Genomic DNA, 16,871 nt, shown 5'->3' on the forward strand with positions numbered 1-16,871 from the left:
CAGATCCACGTCCGGCCTCCGCTGAGGAGCCCGGCCGCGCTTGTCTGGGACGGTCATGCCGCCCCTCGCCCCGCCCCGCCGCCCCGAGACCGTTCCGCCCTTCACTCCGCCCGTCGTCGCGGCCCTCGCTCCGGTCGCCGTCTCCCTGGTGATCTTCGCGGTCACCCGGTCGCCGTTCGCCCTGCTGTTCGCCGCGCTCGGGCCCGCCGTCGCCGTGGCCGGATGGCTCGACCACCGCGTGCAGGCGCGCAGGACACGGCGCCGCGGGCTCGTCCGGTTCCGCGCGGATCTCGCCCGCATCGAATCCGAGGTCGCGGCGACCCACGACGCCGAGCGCGCCGAGCTCGACCGACGACACCCCGGTGCGTTCGCGCACCTGGCCGCGGCGCCCGCCGACCCCGAGCGCTGGCGGCTCGACCTGTCCGCGGCCGTGCCGCTCGTGCTCGGCCGCGGCATCGTTCCGAGCGCCGTCTCCCTGACCGCCGACCGACGGGACGACGGCGTCGACGATGAACTCGCCGCCGTCGCCGAGAGCGCCGCGCGATTGTCCGACGCCCCGGTGACCGTGGACGCCCGGCACGGGATCGGGCTCGTCGGACCGCCCGCGATCACCGGGCCCGCGCTCCGCGCCCTCGCCGTGCAGCTGCTCTCCTTGCTCGACCCTGGGCGCGTCACGCTGCTGGCGCCCGACACGGTGGAACTCGCCTGGCTCGGCACGGCCCCGCATCGCCGCGTGGGCTCGCCGGAGGAGTTGCGCTTCGCGGACGGGAGGACGGGCGCCGAGTTGGTGCTCGCGGCCGCCTCCGCCGCCGAGCATCTGCCGCGCGGCTGCCGGGTCGTCGTCCGGCTGACCGGCGCGAGTGCCGTCCTCACGCGGCATCCGGACCGGGCGTCCGGCGAGCGGTTCCGGGTCGAACTGGTCTCCCTCGCAGACGCCGAGCGGCACGTCGCGTCGCTCGCGCGGCTCGCGCTCTCGAGCGGCCGAGGGACGGGCGGCGCCCTGCCGGACGCGGCCGCCGTGTCGGAGCTCCCGCCGGCCGCGGGCGGCGCCGGGCTCGCCTGCCCGCTGGGCGTGGATGCCACGGGGCCCGTCGTGATCGATCTCGTCGCAGACGGGCCGCACGCCGTCATCGGCGGCACGACCGGCACCGGCAAGAGCGAACTGCTCACGACGTGGGTGGTGTCTCTCGCGCGCGAGCATCCGCCGAGCGTCGTGTCGTTCCTCCTGATCGACTTCAAGGGCGGCGCGTCCTTCGAGCCGGTGCGAGCGCTGCCCCACGTGGTGGGCGTCGTCACGGACCTCGACGCCGCGTCGGCCGCCCGCGCGATCGCGAGTCTGCGCGCGGAGATCCGGCACCGTGAGCGCGTGCTCGCGGAAGCGCGGGTCCGGACGATCGACGACGTCCCGCCGGGGTCGCTCCTGCCGCGCCTCGTGCTCGTCGTGGACGAGTTCGCTGCGGTGCTCACCGAGTTCCCCGACCTGCACGAGCTCTTCGCCGACGTCGCGGCCCGCGGCCGGTCCCTCGGGCTGCACCTCATCGTCTGCACGCAGCGTCCCGCCGGTGTCGTCCGCGACTCCCTGCTCGCCAACTGCCCGCTGCGGCTGTCGCTGCGCGTCACCAGCCGTCCCGACAGCGTCGCCCTGCTCGGGGTACCCGACGCCGCCGAGCTTCCGCGCACTCCCCGCGGGCGGGCCGTCGTCGCGACGGGTGACGGCGCGCCGCGCGCTTTCCAGGTGGCGCTGACCTCGCCGGAGGACGTCGCTGCGGCCGCGGAGGCCGGGTCGGACGCACCCGCGCCCCGGCGCCCCTGGCAGGAGCCGCTCCCGGCCGAGCTGCCGCTCTCGGCCCTTCCCGCCCACGCGCCCGGTCTCGCCTTCGGGTTGGTCGACCTGCCCGAGGAGCAGGACAGGGGAAGGGCGGTGCTGCACGGCAACACGCTCGTGCTCGGCACCCGCGGCAGCGGCCGCACGACGCTGCTCGACACCCTCGAGCAGCAGGCCGGGTCATCGATCGCCCGGGTCGGCGCAGACCTGGAGCACGCGTGGGACGTGCTGACCGCGCTCGCCGAGGGCGGTGGCGACGCCGCCCTCGTACTGGTCGACGACGTCGACGCCCTGCTCGCGCGGGCCGGCGACGAGCACCGCGCGGTGCTGACGGACGCGCTCACCCGTCTGCTGCGCGACCTCAGCGACACCACCGTCGTCCTGACCGCACAGCGACTCGCGGGACCGGTGCTGGGTCTCGCCGCGCTCTGCCCCCACCGCGTCCTGCTGCGCGTCGCCGACCGGCAGGAGCACCACGCCGCGGGCGGGCGGCCGGGCGAGTGGTCCGGCGCACTGCCGCCCGGTGTGGGATGGTACGACGGGCGGCGGCTGCAGATCGCTATCGGCGACGCGCCGCAGACCGCCGGGGAAAGAACGGGGACGGTTCAGCCGCTCGAGCTCCCGCTGGCGATCGTGTCCCGGCGCGCCCGAGCGCTTGCGGGCGTGCTGCGCGACCGGCTCGTGGTGCACGGGGTGGAGGCGACGCAGGCCGCCGACGCGTACGCGGCGTGGGTGGGCGACCCCCAGGAGTGGCAGTCGGACCCGCGCGCCTTTTCGGCAGCGCGTCGCCGCGGCGCGGTGTACTTCGACCGCTGCTCGGCGAGCGACCTGCGGATGCTCGCGCGCCCGAGCGGGACGCCGCCGCTCGTGGACCCCGCGAGGGGGAGCGGTTGGCTGCTGCACGAGGACGGCTCGGTGCACCGTGCGAGGCTGCCCGAGAGCGTCGAGGACAGCCTCCGTGCCGCCGCGGGCGCATCTACTGATCCCGTTGTGGCCACTGCGCAAAAACGCCGTCGAACACCGAGTGCGCCGCTGATTTCGTGAAATCTATGTTTCAGGATCGACGATTTGGTCCGTGAGTGTATGAGCCGGGGGAGGGGGTGTGCTTGTATCTACCCACACGCGACCCCTGGGGGTCCGCTCAGCCGAAGGAGTGCACCGATGACCCGCCCGCAGCCCGGTTCCCTTCCCACGGATCCGCTGATCCGTCAGCTCGTCCTGCAGGCCCGCCGCGCCACCATGTCCCGCCGCAACCTGCTCCAGTTCGGCGGGCTCGGCGCCGCCAGCCTCGCGCTCGCCGCCTGTTCCTCCGGCGGCGGTGAGCGGCCGCAGGCCGCCGAGGACCGCTCCGAGTCCGACAAGTCGCTCATCTGGGCGAACTGGCCGCTCTACATCGACGAGGACGACGAGGGCAACTACCCCACCCTGGTCCGCTTCCAGGAGGAGACGGGCATTGAGGTCGAGTACCGCGTCGACGTCGACGACAACAACTCGTACTACGGCCGCGTGCGCGACCAGCTCCAGCTCGGCCAGGACATCGGCGCCGACACCGTCTGCCTCACCGAGTGGATCGTCGCCCGCATGATCCGCCAGGGCTACGTGCAGGAGTTCGACCGCTCCAACATGCCCAACACTGAGAACCTGCTGCCGATCCTCAATCAGGCCGACTTCGACCCCGACCGCACGTTCTCCATGCCCTGGCAGGGCGGCTTCGCCGGTATCGCCTGGAACAAGGAGGCGCTGCCGAACGGCATCCGCAGCGTCACCGAGCTGTTCGAGAACCCCGACCTCATGGGCCGCGTCGGCGTGCTGAGCGAGATGCGCGACACGATCGGGCTCATCATGCTCGAGCAGGGCGTCGACATCTCCGGCGACTTCAGCGCCGAGGAGTTCACGGCCGCCAACGACGTCTTCCGCGAGCAGGTCGAGCGGGGCCAGATCCGCAACGTTAAGGGCAACTCGTACATCGAGGACCTGCAGAACGAGGACACGCTCGCCGCGATCTGCTGGTCGGGCGACATCGCCGCCCTGAACCTCGAGGCGGGCGACCGCTGGGAGTTCGCGATCCCCGAGGCCGGGGGCACGTTCTGGAACGACTCCTTCATCATCCCGATCGGATCGACGAAGAAGACCAACGTCGAGACGCTCATCGACTACTACTACCGCCCCGAGGTCGCGGCCGAGGTCGCCGCCTGGGTCAACTACGTCACCCCTGTCGAGGGCGCCCAGGAGGCGGCCCGCGAGCTGTTCCCCGACATCGCCGAGGACACGAACATCTTCCCCGACGAGGAGAAGCTCTCCCAGGTGCACGTCTTCCGCACCCTGACCAACGAAGAGGAAAGCGAGTTCGCGGAGCAGTTCCAGAGCGTCCTGCTCGGCGCCTGATCCGTCGCGATACACCTATGGCAGCACCATCGAAGCCCGCCGAGTCGGGCGCCGACCTCGAGCTCGTCGGCATCACCAAGCAGTTCCCCGGCTACCGCGCCATCGAAGAACTCGATCTCTCGATCCCCGCCGGAAGCTTCTTCGCCCTGCTCGGCCCCTCGGGCTGCGGCAAGACGACGACGCTCCGGCTGATCGCGGGACTCGAGGAACCGACCTCCGGCCGGATCCTCATCGGCGGGTCGGATGTCACGGGGCAGAAGCCGCACGAGCGGCCCGTCAACACGGTGTTCCAGAGCTACGCCCTGTTCCCGCACATGACGATCCTCGAGAACGTCTCCTTCGGGCTGAAGCGGCGCGGCGTCTCGGACTACAAGGTGAAGGCCATCGAGGCGCTCAAGCTCGTCGAGCTCGACCACCTCGCTGGCCGGAAGCCGTCCCAGCTCTCCGGCGGGCAGCAGCAGCGCGTCGCGCTCGCCCGCGCGGTCGTCAACCGGCCCGCCCTGCTGCTGCTCGACGAGCCGCTCGGCGCGCTCGACCTCAAGCTGCGCCGTCAGATGCAGCTCGAGCTCAAGACGATCCAGACCGAGGTCGGCCTCACCTTCCTGCACGTCACGCACGACCAGGAGGAGGCCATGACGATGGCCGACACCGTCGCGGTGATGAACCGCGGGCGGATCGAGCAGCTCGGCGCCCCGCAGGAGCTCTACGAACTGCCGCGCACCGCGTTCGTCGCCAATTTCCTCGGCCAGTCGAACCTCTTCACCGGCGAGGTGCTCGAGGCGACCGACGCGCTCATCGCGCTCGAGGTCGGTGGCCGCCGGGTCGTCGTGCCCGCGGCCCGCGCCGCGCGCCGCAGCGGGCAGGTCACGATCGGCGTCCGTCCGGAGAAGCTGCTGCTCCACCTCGAGGAACCGTCGCTCGACGGGGTCAACACGCTCGGGCCCGGGCGCGTCGTCGACGTGTCCTTCAGCGGCGTCAGCACGCAGTACCTCGTGGCGGTACCGGGCGTCGGGCAGATCATCGTGTTCTCGCAGAACCTCGTGCACGGCGCCGTCATCAACCGCGGCGCGACGGTCTGGCTCACCTGGTCGATCGAGCACGGGTTCGGGCTCGAGGACATCGCCGAGACCCGTCCGCACTTCGACGACGAGGCGTCCGCCCCCGGGCTTCCCGGGGTCGTCGCCGAGGCGGTCTGACCGTGGCCTTCACCGCGTTCGCGTCGGACACCGCGCTCGCGCCGCAGCAGGAGCCGACGAAGCGCGGCCGCGTCGCGCTGCTCCTGCTGCTGCCGGGACTGGCGTACCTCGCCGTGTTCTTCCTCGCCCCGCTGATCTCGCTGATCCTCACGAGCCTGCAGCGCCCCGCCGAGTTCGGCGACTTCGGGCAGTACGAGTACGCGTTCAACGTCGACAACTACGCCGACGTCTTCGGTGCCTACGGCGGCCACATCGTCCGCTCGATCGCCTACTCCAGCGCCGCGACGGTCGCGGCCCTGCTGCTCGGCTATCCGCTCGCGTACTTCATCGCGGTGACCCTGCGCCGCTGGCCGGTCTGGCAGGGGCTCGCGCTGACGCTCGTCATCGCCCCGTTCTTCATCAGCTTCCTGCTGCGCACTCTCGCCTGGAAGCAGATCCTGAGCGACGAGGGCCCGGTGCTCGGGTTCCTGCAGCTCGTGCAGGTGCTGCCCGACGGTGCCCGCCTCACGGGCACGGACTTCTCGGTGATCTTCGGTCTCACCTACAACTTCCTGCCGTTCATGGTGCTGCCGATCTACGCGTCGCTCGCGAGCCTCGATCTGCGGCTGCTCGAGGCGAGTCGCGACCTCTACGCCAACGCGTGGTCGAGCTTCTGGCGTGTGACGGTGCCGCTGTCGCTGCCCGGCATCATCTCCGGGTCGCTGCTCGTCCTGATCCCCGCGGCGGGCGACTACGTCAACGCGAGCCTCGACTTCCTGGGCGGCACGGGCACGGCCATGGTCGGCAACGTGATCGAGACGCTGTTCATCGAGACCGGCAACTATCCCGAGGCCTCGGCGCTGTCGGTCATCCTGATGGCGCTCATCCTCGTGCCGGTCGCCTTCTACGTCCTGTTCACCCGCACCGAGGACCTCATCTGATGCGCGGCATGCGTGGCTTCGGCAAGTGGGCGCTGCCGGTTTACAGCGTCATCGCCTTCGTCTTCCTGCTGATCCCGATCGCCTACACGATCGCGTTCTCGTTCAACGACTCCCGCCGGTCGAACATCTCGTGGCGCGGGTTCACGCTCGACAACTGGTTCGGCGTCTGCCAGGCCCAGGACGTCTGCACCGCGTTCGGCAAGAGCATCGCGATCGGTCTCGTCGCCACCCTCGTGGCCACGGTGCTCGGCACGATGATCGCGATCGCCCTCGTGCGCTACCGGTTCCGGTTCCGGTCGAGCACGACGCTGCTGCTGTTCCTGCCGATGGCGACGCCGGAGGTCGTGCTCGGCTCGGGCCTCGCGGCGCAGTTCCTCGCCGCAGGCGTGCAAAAGGGGATGCTGACGATCGTGCTCGCGCACATCATGTTCTGCATCAGCTTCGTCGTCGTCACGGTGCGAGCCCGGGTCGCGAGCCTCGATCCCGCGCTGGAGGAGGCCGGGCGGGACCTGTACGCCAACCCCCGCCAGGTGTTCTGGCGCATCACCTTCCCGCTGCTGCTGCCCGGCATCGTGGCGGCGGCACTGCTCGCCTTCGCCCTCAGCTTCGACGACTTCATCATCACGAACTTCAACGCCGGCCCGGAGGTGACGCTGCCGAAGTACATCTACACGGCCGCGGCCCGCGGCATCCCGGCCGAGGCGAACGTGATCGCGAGCGCCGTCTTCCTGCTGGCGATCGTGATCGTGCTCGCGGTCCAGTTGACGGGGGCTGTGCGCCGCAAGCGACTGCTGCAGCAGTAGGGCACGGATGCCTGACGGCGATCGCCCTGCCGACTGACGCGGGTCGTCCTCCAGGCTGACGCGGGCGGCGCCGCGCCGCCGTAACGTCGGTGCCATGACCACCGCCGCTGCCTCCGCCCGCGACCACGGCCCCGGAGGCAGCGCCCGCGCCGACCGGGCCGCCGGCACCGGGTGGTGGCGGGAGTCCTGGCGCTCCGCGCTCATCGCGACGGCCGTCGCGCTCTTCGGCGGTGTCGCCGTCGGCGCGGCCACACCGCTGCTGCAGGGCGCCCTGCCCGCCGCGGTCAACTCGTTCGCGAACTCCGCGGGCGGTTGGACCGCGCTCGCGTTCCTCCTCGTCTGGGCCGGTCGTGCGCGTCCCCTGCTCGCCGCTCCGCTCGGCGCCGTCGCGTTCGTTGCGATGGTCGAGTCGTACGGCGCGGTGAGCGCCTCCCTGGGCGCCTTCTACTCCGCGCCCTTCACCGACCTGTTCACGTTCGTGGGAATGGCGGCGGGGCCCGTGCTCGGCGTCGCGGCCTCCGCCGCGCGCTGGGCCCCCGTGCCGCTCCGGCCGCTCGGCGTCGCGGTGCTCTCGGCGGTGCTCGTCGGCGAGGGGGTGTACGGCCTCGTGGTGGTCGCCGCCACGACGAGTCCGGTCTACTGGAGCATCCAGCTCGCGGCCGGGGTCCTCGTGCTCGTCGCCGCGCTCGGCATCCGCCCCGCTCGGCGATCGGTGTTCGCGGCGGTCGGCCTCGCTGCCCTCGGTGCGGCCACGTTCTACTGGCTCTAAACCTTCGTGCTGCAGTGAGAACGCGCGGCGACGACGAAGGGCCCGCCATCGCAGCGGGACCCTTCGTCGTCGTCCGATCAGACGGTCGTGAGCACGGCCTTGCCGGCGTGGTCGCCGATCGCCTCGTCGATGATCGCGACGGCCTCACGGATCTGCTCGTCGGTGACGGCGAGGCTTGGCAGGAAGCGGAGCACGTTGGCGTAGGTGCCGGCGCTCAGCAGCAGCACCCCGTTCTTCGCCGCGTGCTGGATGATCGCGGTGACCGCGGCGCCGTCGGGCTCGTGCGTCTCGGGGTCGGCGAGCTCGATCGCGAGCATCGCGCCGATGCCGCGGACGTCGGCGACGATCGGGTGCTTCTGCTGCAGCTCGAGCAGCAGCGGCTTGAGAGTGCCCTCGATGCGGCGCGCCTCGGCGAGCAGTCCCGCCTGCTCGATGTGCTCGAACACGGCGATCGACGCGGCGGCGGCGACGGGGTTGCCGCCGAACGTGCCGCCGAGGCCGCCGGGCTGGGCCGCGTCCATGATCTCGGCGCGGCCGGTCACGCCCGCGAGGGGGAGACCCGCCGCGATGCCCTTCGCGCTCAGCACGAGGTCGGGAACGAGTCCGAAGTGCTCGCTAGCGAAGTACGCACCCGTGCGGGCCATGCCGCTCTGGATCTCGTCGGCGATGAACACGACGCCGTTCGCGGTGCACCACTCCTGCAGAGCCGGCAGGTAGCCGTCGGCGGGCACGATGAAGCCGCCCTCGCCCTGAATGGGCTCGACGACGAGGCACGCGAGGTCCTCCGCGCCGACGGTCTTCTCGAGGTAGGTGATGGTGCGCTTCGCGGCATCCGCCCCGCTCAGTCCGTCGTGGAACGGGTAGGAGTTCGGCGCGCGGTAGACGTCGCCGGCGAAGGGGCCGAAGCCGGTGGCGTAGGGGGAGGCCTTGTAGTTCATGGCCATCGTGAGGTTCGTGCGGCCGTGGTAGGCGTGGTCGAGCACGGCGACGCCGTTGCGGCCCGTGTGCTTGCGCGCGATCTTGACGCCGTTCTCGACCGCCTCGGCGCCCGAGTTCACGAGCACCGTCTTCTTCGCGAAGTCGCCGGGGGTGTGCTCGGCGAGCAGCTCCGCCACCCGCACGTACTCCTCGTAGGGCGTGATCGTGAAGAGCGTGTGCAGCACGTCGCCGAGCTGCTCGGCCGCGGCCTGCACCACGGGCTCGACGGTGTGGCCGACCGTCGTCACGCCGATGCCGGCGCCGAAGTCGATGAACTGGTTGCCGTCGACGTCGACGAGGATCGCGCCGTGCGCCTTCTCGATGTAGACCGGAAGGGCACTCGACACGCCCTTCGGCACCACGGCGAGGCGGCGCTCGTGCAGCTCTCGGGAGCGGGGGCCGGGGATCTCGGTCACGACGCGTCGCGTCTGCTCGATGGGCTCGGATCCGGTGGCGGTCGTGTCGAGGGTGTTCGTCATGATGGGATCGAGTCTAGAACCGCGACCTGTCGGAAGGACGCTCATGCGCGACCACTCCTACGCCGTTTCCCTCGAATGGACCGGCAACCGCGGCACCGGCACGAGCGGGTACCGCGACTACGCCCGCGAGCACGTCGTGCGTGCCGAGGGGCTCGAGCCCATCGCCGGGTCGAGCGACCGCACGTTCCACGGCGACGCCTCCCGCTGGAATCCCGAGCAGCTGCTCCTCGCGGCGCTCAGCCAGTGCCACCTGCTGAGCTACCTCCACGTCGCCGCGAACCATGGCGTGATCGTCGAGACGTACGTCGACGACGCCGTCGGCACGATGCGCACGGATGCCTCGGGCGGCGGCAGGTTCACTGAGGTCACGCTCCGGCCGAGGGTCACGATCTCGGCGGGGAACCCGGAGACCGCGACGGCGCTGCACGAGGAGGCCGCCGCGAAGTGCTTCATCGCGGCATCCGTCAACTTCCCGGTGAAGCACGAGGTGGTCACGACGACCGTCGGCTAGTTCTGAGCCTCGCTTCTTACCGTAGGGGTGTCCAACGGGGGACCCACGGAAGGAAGAGACATGGCTCGATTCGACGGAAAGACCGCGCTCGTCACGGGTGCCGGCAGCGGCATCGGAGAGGCCGTCGCGAAGCTGCTCGCGGCCGACGGGGCGAGAGTGGTCGTGGCAGACATCGACATGACCGGCGCGAACCGCGTGGTCGAGGAGATCACCTCGGCGGGCGGCAGCGCCGCGGCCTTCGAGCAGAACACGGCCGATCCCGCGGCGAACGAGGCGGTCGTCGACTTCGCCAAGCGCGAGTTCGGCGCGCTCCACCTCGCGGTGAACAACGCGGGTATCGGCGGTCCGCTGGCGCACACGGGGGAGTACCCGATCGACGGCTGGCAGCGGGTCATCGACATCAACCTCAACGGCGTCTTCTACGGCCTGCGCTACGAGCTGCCCGCGATCGTCGAGGCGGGCGGCGGCGCCGTGGTGAACATCGCGTCGATCCTCGGCACCAACGGCACCGCCGGAAGCCCCGCCTACGTCGCCGCGAAGCACGGCGTCGTCGGCCTGACGAAGACCGCGGCGATCGAGTACTCGAGCCAGGGCGTGCGGGTGAACTCCGTCGGACCGGGCTACATCGAGACGCCGCTGCTGACGAAGGCCCTCGACCAGGACCAGATGCAGGGCCTCGTCGGGCTGCACCCGATCGGGCGGCTCGGCCGCGCCGAGGAGGTCGCGACGCTCGTAGCGTTCCTGCTGAGCGACGAAGCGAGCTTCATCACCGGCTCGTACCACCTCGTCGACGGCGCCTACGCCGCGCAGTGACGTGCGGAGGCCCGGGCCGACCGTCGCCGCCCGGGCCTCCCGGCGCCTCAGCCCTGCGCCTTCGCCAGCCCCTCCTCGAGCACGCCGGCGGCGTCGTCGATCAGCTCCTCGCTGATCACGACGCTCGGCAGCAGCCGCAGCACGCTGTCCCAGCTGCCGGCGTCGAGCGGGATCACGCCGTTCGCCGTCGCGTGGGTGAGCACGGTGTGCAGCGCCTCCGGGTTGGGCTCGCGGGTGCCGGGGCGCACGAGCTCGACCCCGAACATCGCGCCTTTGCCGCGGACCTCGCCGACGATGTCGAAGCGCTCGGCCCAGTCGCCGATCCGGGCGAGCAGGGCGCGCTCCACCCGTTGCGCCTCCGCGATCAGGTTCTTCGACTCGATCTCCTCGAACGTCGCGAGGGCCGCCGCGGTCGAGACCGGGTTGCCGCCGAAGGTGCCGCCGATGCCGCCGGGCTGCACGGCATCCATGATCTCGGCGCGTCCGGTCACGGCCGCGAGCGGGAAGCCGCCCGCGATGCCCTTCGCGCTCGTGACGAGGTCGGGCACGACGCCGTGGTGCTCGATCGAGTACCACGCGCCGGTCCGGGCGATTCCGGCCTGAATCTCGTCGGCGACGAAGACGATGCCGTTCTCCTCGCAGAACTCCTTGATCCGGGCGAAGAAGCCGGGGGCCGGGATGACGATCCCGCCGTCGCCCTGGATCGGCTCGACGAAGAAGGCGGCGACCTCGCTCGCGCCGATGTGGGTGCGGATGTAGTCGATCGTCCGCTCCGCGGCATCCGCCCCGCTCAGGCCGTCGCGGAAGGGGTAGCTGACGGGCACGCTGAACAGGTCGCCGGGGAACGGGCCCATGCCGGCCCGCTCCGGCCACGGCCGGTAGGTCATCGCCATCGTGAGGTTGGTGCGGCCGTGGAACGCGTGGTCGAGCGACAGGATGACGCGGCGTCCCGTGTACTTGCGAGCGATCTTGACCGCGTTCTCCACCGCCTCCGCGCCGGAGTTGACGAGGATCGAGCGCTTCTCGAAGTCGCCGGGAGTGATCTCGGCGAGCTTCTCCGCGACGCGCACGTAGTTCTCGTAGGGCGTCACGGTGAACAGGGTGTGGGTGAGCTTCGCGGCCTGCTCGGCCGCGGCGGTGACGACCGCGGGGTTGGCGTGGCCGATCGTCGTCACGCCGATGCCGCAGCCGAGATCGATGAGCTGGTTGCCGTCGACGTCGACGAGGATCGCCCCCGCGCCGTGGTCCATGTAGATGTTCGCGAGCGTTCCCGCGCCCCGGCTGACCGACTTCTCGCGTCGCCGCTGAAGGGCAACCGAGTTGGGTCCCGGGAGGGAGGTCACGAGCTTGCGTCTCTGTTCCACCGCGAAGGTCTCCGTCATCCCTTCATGCTAGAACTGGGGGTTCGACCGGCAGGTGGACGACCGCCCGCCTCGACACCGAAGGTTTCCCGTGCGCACCCTCCCCGTCGCCCTCACCGCCTCGCTCGCGCTCCTGCTCACCGGGTGCTCCGGCAGCTCGACGCCCGAGCCCACCCCGAGCCCGTCCGAGACGCAGACCGCGGACCTCGACTGCGTGGAACCCGGCGCGGCCACCGAGCAGGTGCAGGTCAGCGGCGGTTTCGGCACGGCGCCCTCCGTCACCGCGCCCGCCGACCTCACGGCCGAGGGGACCGAGGCGACGCTCACCGTCGAGGGCAGCGGACCCGTCTCCGAGGTCGGCGACACCGTCTGGACCAACCTCACGGTCTACAACGCGACCACCCAGACCCCCATCGAGCAGTCGAGCTACGCCCCCGGCGGGCTCGTCTCGTTCCCGATCGATCCCGCGCAGGTGCTCACCGGCATCGTCGAGACGCTCAACTGCGTTCCGCAGGGCTCGCAGGTCGTCGGCGTCGTGCCGCCGACGCAGGGCTTCGGCACCACCGGCTCCGAGCAGCTGGGCGTCGGCGCCGACGACACGATCGTCATCGTCGCCGACCTCGTCTGGGTGCAGCCCGACCGCGCGAACGGCGCCGACCAGGAGCCCCAGGCCGGGTTCCCCGAGGTCGAGCTCGCCGAGGACGGCACGCCGACCCTGACCATCCCCGAGGGCGCGACCCCGCCGACGACGACGTCGACCGAGGTGCTCAAGCGCGGCGACGGACCCACCGTCACCGATCAGAGCACCGTGAGCGTGCACTACACCGGCGTCAACTGGACCACCGGCGAGGCGTTCGACTCGAGCTGGGAGCGCGGGGAGCCCTCGTCCTTCCAGGTGCAGGGCGTCGTGGCCGGCTTCCGCGACGGGCTCGTCGGGCAGACCGCCGGCTCGCAGGTCGTGATCATCGTGCCGCCGGACCAGGGCTACGGCGAGGCCGGCAACGAGCAGGCCGGGATCGCGGGCACCGACACGATCGTCTTCGTCGTCGACATCCTCGGCACCACCTGATGGGTGCCCGTCGCGTCCTGATCCTCGGCTCGACAGGCTCCATCGGCACGCAGGCGCTCGACGTCATCGCGGCGAACCGCGACCGTTTCGAGGTCGTCGGCCTCGCCGCGGGCAGCAACCGCGCCACCGTCGCGGAGCAGGCGGAACGCTTCGGCGTCGAGCACACCGCGTTCGGAGCCGACGAGGCGGCGCAGCTCGTGCGCGACGTGGACGCCGACGTCGTGCTCAACGGCATCACCGGCTCCGTCGGGCTGCTCCCGACGCTCGCCGCGCTGGAGAAGGGCACGACGCTCGCGCTCGCCAACAAGGAGAGCCTCATCGTCGGCGGCGACCTCGTGACGGGGCTCGCCACTCCCGGGCAGATCGTGCCGGTCGATTCGGAGCACTCCGCGATCGCGCAGGCGCTGCGCTCCGGCACCGCTGCGGAGGTGCGGCGGCTCGTGCTCACGGCATCCGGCGGCCCGTTCCGCGGTCGCAGCCGGGAATCGCTGCGGAACGTCACTCCGCGGGAGGCGCTGGCGCACCCGACGTGGGACATGGGGCTCGTCGTCACGACGAACTCCTCGACGCTCGTCAACAAGGGTCTCGAGGTGATCGAGGCCCACCTGCTCTTCGGGGTGCCGTACGACCGGATCGACGTGACCGTGCACCCGCAGTCGATCGTCCACTCGATGGTCGAGTTCGTCGACGGTTCCACCATCGCCCAGTGCTCGCCGCCCGACATGCGGTTGCCGATCTCGCTCGGGCTCGACTGGCCGAACCGGGTCGCGGGCGTCGGCGCCCCGCTCGACTGGACCACCGCCAGCTCGTGGACGTTCGAGCCGCTCGACGGCGACGCGTTCCCGGCGGTCGCGCTCGCCAAGCGCGTCGGCGAGGCCCGCGGCACCTACCCCGCGGTGTTCAACGCCGCGAACGAGCAGGCCGTGCAGGCGTTCCACGCCGGGGCCATCGGGTATCTCGACATCGTCGAGACGGTCGCGCGCGTGGTTGACCGTCACGACGGGGGAGAGGTCAGCCTCGAGGGCGTGCTCGACGCGGAGCGCTGGGCCCGCGCCGAGGCGGACGCGCTGCTCGGGCGCTAGCCGCGCCCGGGCGATCAGTCGTCGTCGCCGTCCTCGCCCGTGCCGGCGGACGGAGACGGTGAGGGCGAGGAGGGCGCCGGGGACGCCGAGGGAGAGGGCTGACCGGCCGGGCCGCCGTTCCCCGAGTTGCCGTTGCCGGAGTTCCCGTTGCCCGAGTTGCCGGTGTTCCCGTTGCCGGAGTTCCCGCTGCCCGAGTTCCCGTTTCCGCTGTTGCCGGTGCCCGAGTCGTCGTTGCCCGACGTCTCGTCGTCGCCGGAATCCTCGTCGCCGGAGTCGTCCTCCGTGCCTCCGCCTGAGGCGTCGTCCTCGGTACCGCCGCTGCTCTGCTGCTCGTCCAGCTCCGCCTGCTGATCGGCCAGTTGCTGCTCGAGCGCGGCGCGCTCCGCCTCGGCGATGATCGTGCCCAGCGTGCCGCGCACCTGCTCGACCGCGAGCATGATCCGGTCGTAGCGGGCGCGGTCTATCTTGCCGGACGACAGCGCCGCCTCCGCGGCGGCCACGATCTCGTCGAGAGCGGTCAGCGCCTCCGCGTGCTTCGACTGCGCTGCGAGGTCGCTGACGGTGTAGACCTGCGACTGGAGTTGCTCCGCGGTGGCGAGGTCGTAGTCGGATGCGGCGCCGTCGGTCGAGCAGCCCGACAGCGCGAGCATCGTGGCGAGGGGCAGGGCGATCAGGCCGCGCGCGACGGCGCGGCGGTGCGGACTAGTCGTCGTTCTTCCCCTGCTGCTTCTCGGCCTGCTCCTCGGCCTTCTGCTTGGCTTCCTCGGCCTTCTTCTCGGCTTCCTCGGCCTTCTTCTCCGCCTCGTCCTTCGCCTTCTCGAGCTTCTCCTCGACTTCGGCCTCGACGTCCTCGTCGATCGGCGCCACGTCGTCGCCGCCCGAATCGTCGCCCGAGCCGCCGGGGGACTGCTGCTGCTGCTGCTGCCGCTGCTGCTCGTCGATCTCGGCCTGCTGCTCCTCGAGCCGCCGCTGCTGCTCCTGCAGCTGCTGCTCGAGGGCCGCCTTCTCACCGCTCGCGATGATCGTGCCGAGCCGGCCGCGCACCTGCTCGATCGCGAGCATGATCCGGTCGTACCGGGCCTGGTCGATCCGACCGGCGGACAGAGCGGCCCCGGCCGCCGCGCTCAGCTCGTCGAGCTTCGCGAGCGCCTCTGGATGCTTGGCCTGCGCCGCGAGGTCGCTGACGGCGTACACCTGGGTCTGCAGGCCCTGCGCGGTCGAGAGGTCGTACTCCGGCGGCTGCTCCGTGGCGCAGCCTGCGAGCGCGAGCATGCCGGCGAGCGGCAGCGCGATCAGGAGGCGTTTCACGGCTCCACCGCCTCCTGGAGCTGCTGCAGGTCGCTGCCGAGGTCGCCGTCCACGACGGGGTAGTTCTGCTGCAGCGAGCGCGCGGGCTCGTCCTGCTGGTTCACCAGCAGGAGGCCGGTCACGGCTCCGCCGACGACGAGCACGAGGGCGGCGACGGCGATCGCGATCACCCGGCGGTGCCATCCGCCGCGACGCTCCCGCTTCGGCTCCGCATCGACCGGCTTGACGGCGTCGAGGAGGAGGGTGTCGTTGTCGCTGCCCGGGCGGCGCACCGGCGTGGGCGCGGCGTGCGCCTGTGTCGCGGCCATCGCCGCGGTGTCGATGTCGGCCGGGGACTGCGGGGCGGGCGGTAGCGACTCGCGCTCCCGCTGGAAGCCGGTGTCGGAGGACAGCGGCGACGAGGGCGCGCCCGTGACGGGAAGGCGCACGGTGGCATCCGGCACGTCGGCCGCCTCGGCGACGAGGGCGCGCAGGCTCTTCGCCGCGTCGGCCGCGCTCGGGCGGTCGGCGGCGTCGCGTGCGGTCATCGCGCGCAGCAGCACGCGCCAGGCGTCGCCCACGTAGTCGGGGATGTCGGGGTCGCGGTTGAGCCTGGCCGCCACGGCCGAGACGGCCGTGCCGGGGAACGCGCGCTGCCCGGTGAGGGCCTCGACGAGCACGAGACCGAGCGAGTAGACGTCGCTCGCGCCGGTGACGTCCCCGCCGACGGCCTGCTCGGGGGAGAGGTAGCTCGCGGTGCCGATGACGGCGCCCGTGCCGGTCATCCGCGCGGCGTCGATCAGGCGGGCGATGCCGAAGTCGGCGAGCTTCGCGCGGGTGCCGGTGCCGGTGCCGCGGGAGGGCAGGAGGATGTTCGCGGGCTTGACGTCGCGGTGCACGACGCCGCGGTGATGCGTGTACGCGAGCGCGTCGCAGACGTCGGCCCCGATGAGACCCACCTCGGAGGCCGGGAGAGCGCCCTGCTGGAGCCGGTGGCGCAGGTCCGGGCCCTCGACGAGTTCCATGACCAGGTAGGAGCGGGGCCCCGAGGACGCGGCGAGCTCCTCGCCGGCGTCGAACAGGGTGACGAGCGCGGGGTGGTTGAGGCTCGCGAGCAGCTGGACCTCTTCGTGACGGCGCCGGGCATCGTCCTCGTCGGTCGGGTCGGAGCGGAACAGCTTGATCGCGACGGCACGCCCGAGGAGCGTGTCCGTCGCCCGGTACACGGATGCCATGCCCCCGCGCCCCAGCATCGAATCGAGCCGGAATCGTCCGCCGACGATCTCGCCCGTCAATTCGGAGGCGGCGGAAGTCGCAGTGTCTCCGCTCATCATCCCCACCATATCCCCGCCGTCCTGAGGGGCGTACAGCAGACTCAGCGGATCGTTACGGC

At 71.6% G+C, this 16,871-nt stretch carries 15 protein-coding genes; 10 read left to right on the forward strand and 5 right to left on the reverse strand.

The features are described 5' to 3' along the window. Positions 1 to 40: 40 nt before the first annotated feature. The 6 genes from JUB10_RS09585 (at position 41) to JUB10_RS09610 (ending at position 7,898) form a co-directional block, all read left to right on the forward strand. On the forward strand, positions 41 to 2,869 hold the full coding sequence (locus JUB10_RS09585; RefSeq protein WP_207456125.1) for an FtsK/SpoIIIE domain-containing protein: 2,829 nt from the start codon (positions 41 to 43) through the stop codon (positions 2,867 to 2,869). A 117-nt stretch (positions 2,870 to 2,986) separates the two neighbouring features. Then, complete coding sequence (locus JUB10_RS09590) at positions 2,987 to 4,210, forward strand: ABC transporter substrate-binding protein (RefSeq protein ID WP_207456127.1); 1,224 nt, start codon at positions 2,987 to 2,989, stop codon at positions 4,208 to 4,210. Positions 4,211 to 4,227: 17 nt separating this feature from the next. Continuing rightward, positions 4,228 to 5,406: an ABC transporter ATP-binding protein gene (locus JUB10_RS09595; protein WP_207456129.1), complete on the forward strand. Its 1,179-nt coding sequence runs from the start codon at positions 4,228 to 4,230 to the stop codon at positions 5,404 to 5,406. Positions 5,407 to 5,408: 2 nt separating this feature from the next. After that, positions 5,409 to 6,326: an ABC transporter permease gene (locus JUB10_RS09600; protein ID WP_207456132.1), complete on the forward strand. Its 918-nt coding sequence runs from the start codon at positions 5,409 to 5,411 to the stop codon at positions 6,324 to 6,326. Positions 6,327 to 6,334: 8 nt separating this feature from the next. Next, positions 6,335 to 7,129, forward strand: a complete 795-nt coding sequence (locus JUB10_RS09605) for an ABC transporter permease (protein WP_207457024.1) — start codon at positions 6,335 to 6,337, stop codon at positions 7,127 to 7,129. Between the two features lie 94 nt (positions 7,130 to 7,223). Continuing rightward, positions 7,224 to 7,898 (forward strand): DUF6518 family protein, encoded by a 675-nt coding sequence (locus JUB10_RS09610; RefSeq protein WP_207456134.1) that lies wholly within the window; start codon positions 7,224 to 7,226, stop codon positions 7,896 to 7,898. Positions 7,899 to 7,975: 77 nt separating this feature from the next. Here the strand turns inward: JUB10_RS09610 and gabT are convergent, their stop codons facing one another. Then, positions 7,976 to 9,355: a 4-aminobutyrate--2-oxoglutarate transaminase gene (gabT, locus tag JUB10_RS09615; RefSeq protein ID WP_207456136.1), complete on the reverse strand. Its 1,380-nt coding sequence runs from the start codon at positions 9,353 to 9,355 to the stop codon at positions 7,976 to 7,978. A 43-nt stretch (positions 9,356 to 9,398) separates the two neighbouring features. On the opposite strand from gabT, the gene JUB10_RS09620 reads away from it, so the two are divergent. After that, entirely contained in the window at positions 9,399 to 9,866 is a 468-nt protein-coding gene (locus JUB10_RS09620; protein ID WP_207456145.1) for an OsmC family protein, read from the forward strand. A gap of 60 nt (positions 9,867 to 9,926) precedes the next feature. Next, positions 9,927 to 10,679, forward strand: coding sequence for an SDR family NAD(P)-dependent oxidoreductase (locus JUB10_RS09625; RefSeq protein ID WP_207456146.1), 753 nt, complete (start codon positions 9,927 to 9,929; stop codon positions 10,677 to 10,679). Positions 10,680 to 10,726: 47 nt separating this feature from the next. Here JUB10_RS09625 and JUB10_RS09630 read toward each other — a convergent pair whose 3' ends face one another. Beyond that, complete coding sequence (locus JUB10_RS09630; protein WP_207456154.1) at positions 10,727 to 12,061, reverse strand: aminotransferase class III-fold pyridoxal phosphate-dependent enzyme; 1,335 nt, start codon at positions 12,059 to 12,061, stop codon at positions 10,727 to 10,729. A gap of 70 nt (positions 12,062 to 12,131) precedes the next feature. Here JUB10_RS09630 and JUB10_RS15060 point away from each other — a divergent pair, with 70 nt between their 5' ends. Beyond that, positions 12,132 to 13,109, forward strand: coding sequence for an FKBP-type peptidyl-prolyl cis-trans isomerase (locus tag JUB10_RS15060; protein ID WP_207456157.1), 978 nt, complete (start codon positions 12,132 to 12,134; stop codon positions 13,107 to 13,109). Beyond that, positions 13,109 to 14,191 (forward strand): 1-deoxy-D-xylulose-5-phosphate reductoisomerase, encoded by a 1,083-nt coding sequence (gene dxr, locus JUB10_RS09640; protein ID WP_207456159.1) that lies wholly within the window; start codon positions 13,109 to 13,111, stop codon positions 14,189 to 14,191. The genes JUB10_RS15060 and dxr overlap by 1 nt, the downstream gene beginning before the upstream one ends. Before the next feature lie 14 nt (positions 14,192 to 14,205). Here dxr and JUB10_RS09645 read toward each other — a convergent pair whose 3' ends face one another. From JUB10_RS09645 to JUB10_RS09655, 3 genes are read right to left on the reverse strand one after another with little or no spacing between them, the layout of a single operon-like run. Beyond that, a complete protein-coding gene (locus JUB10_RS09645) occupies positions 14,206 to 14,841 on the reverse strand; it encodes a hypothetical protein (protein WP_207456161.1) in 636 nt (211 codons plus the stop codon). Between the two features lie 52 nt (positions 14,842 to 14,893). Continuing rightward, entirely contained in the window at positions 14,894 to 15,499 is a 606-nt protein-coding gene (locus JUB10_RS09650) for a hypothetical protein (protein ID WP_207456163.1), read from the reverse strand. Beyond that, positions 15,496 to 16,809, reverse strand: coding sequence for a serine/threonine-protein kinase (locus JUB10_RS09655; RefSeq protein ID WP_207456165.1), 1,314 nt, complete (start codon positions 16,807 to 16,809; stop codon positions 15,496 to 15,498). Before JUB10_RS09655 ends, JUB10_RS09650 begins: the two co-directional genes overlap by 4 nt. Positions 16,810 to 16,871: the final 62 nt, after the last annotated feature.

The organism is Desertivibrio insolitus, from assembly GCF_017355965.1.
GTDB lineage: Bacteria > Actinomycetota > Actinomycetes > Actinomycetales > Microbacteriaceae > JAFIQW01.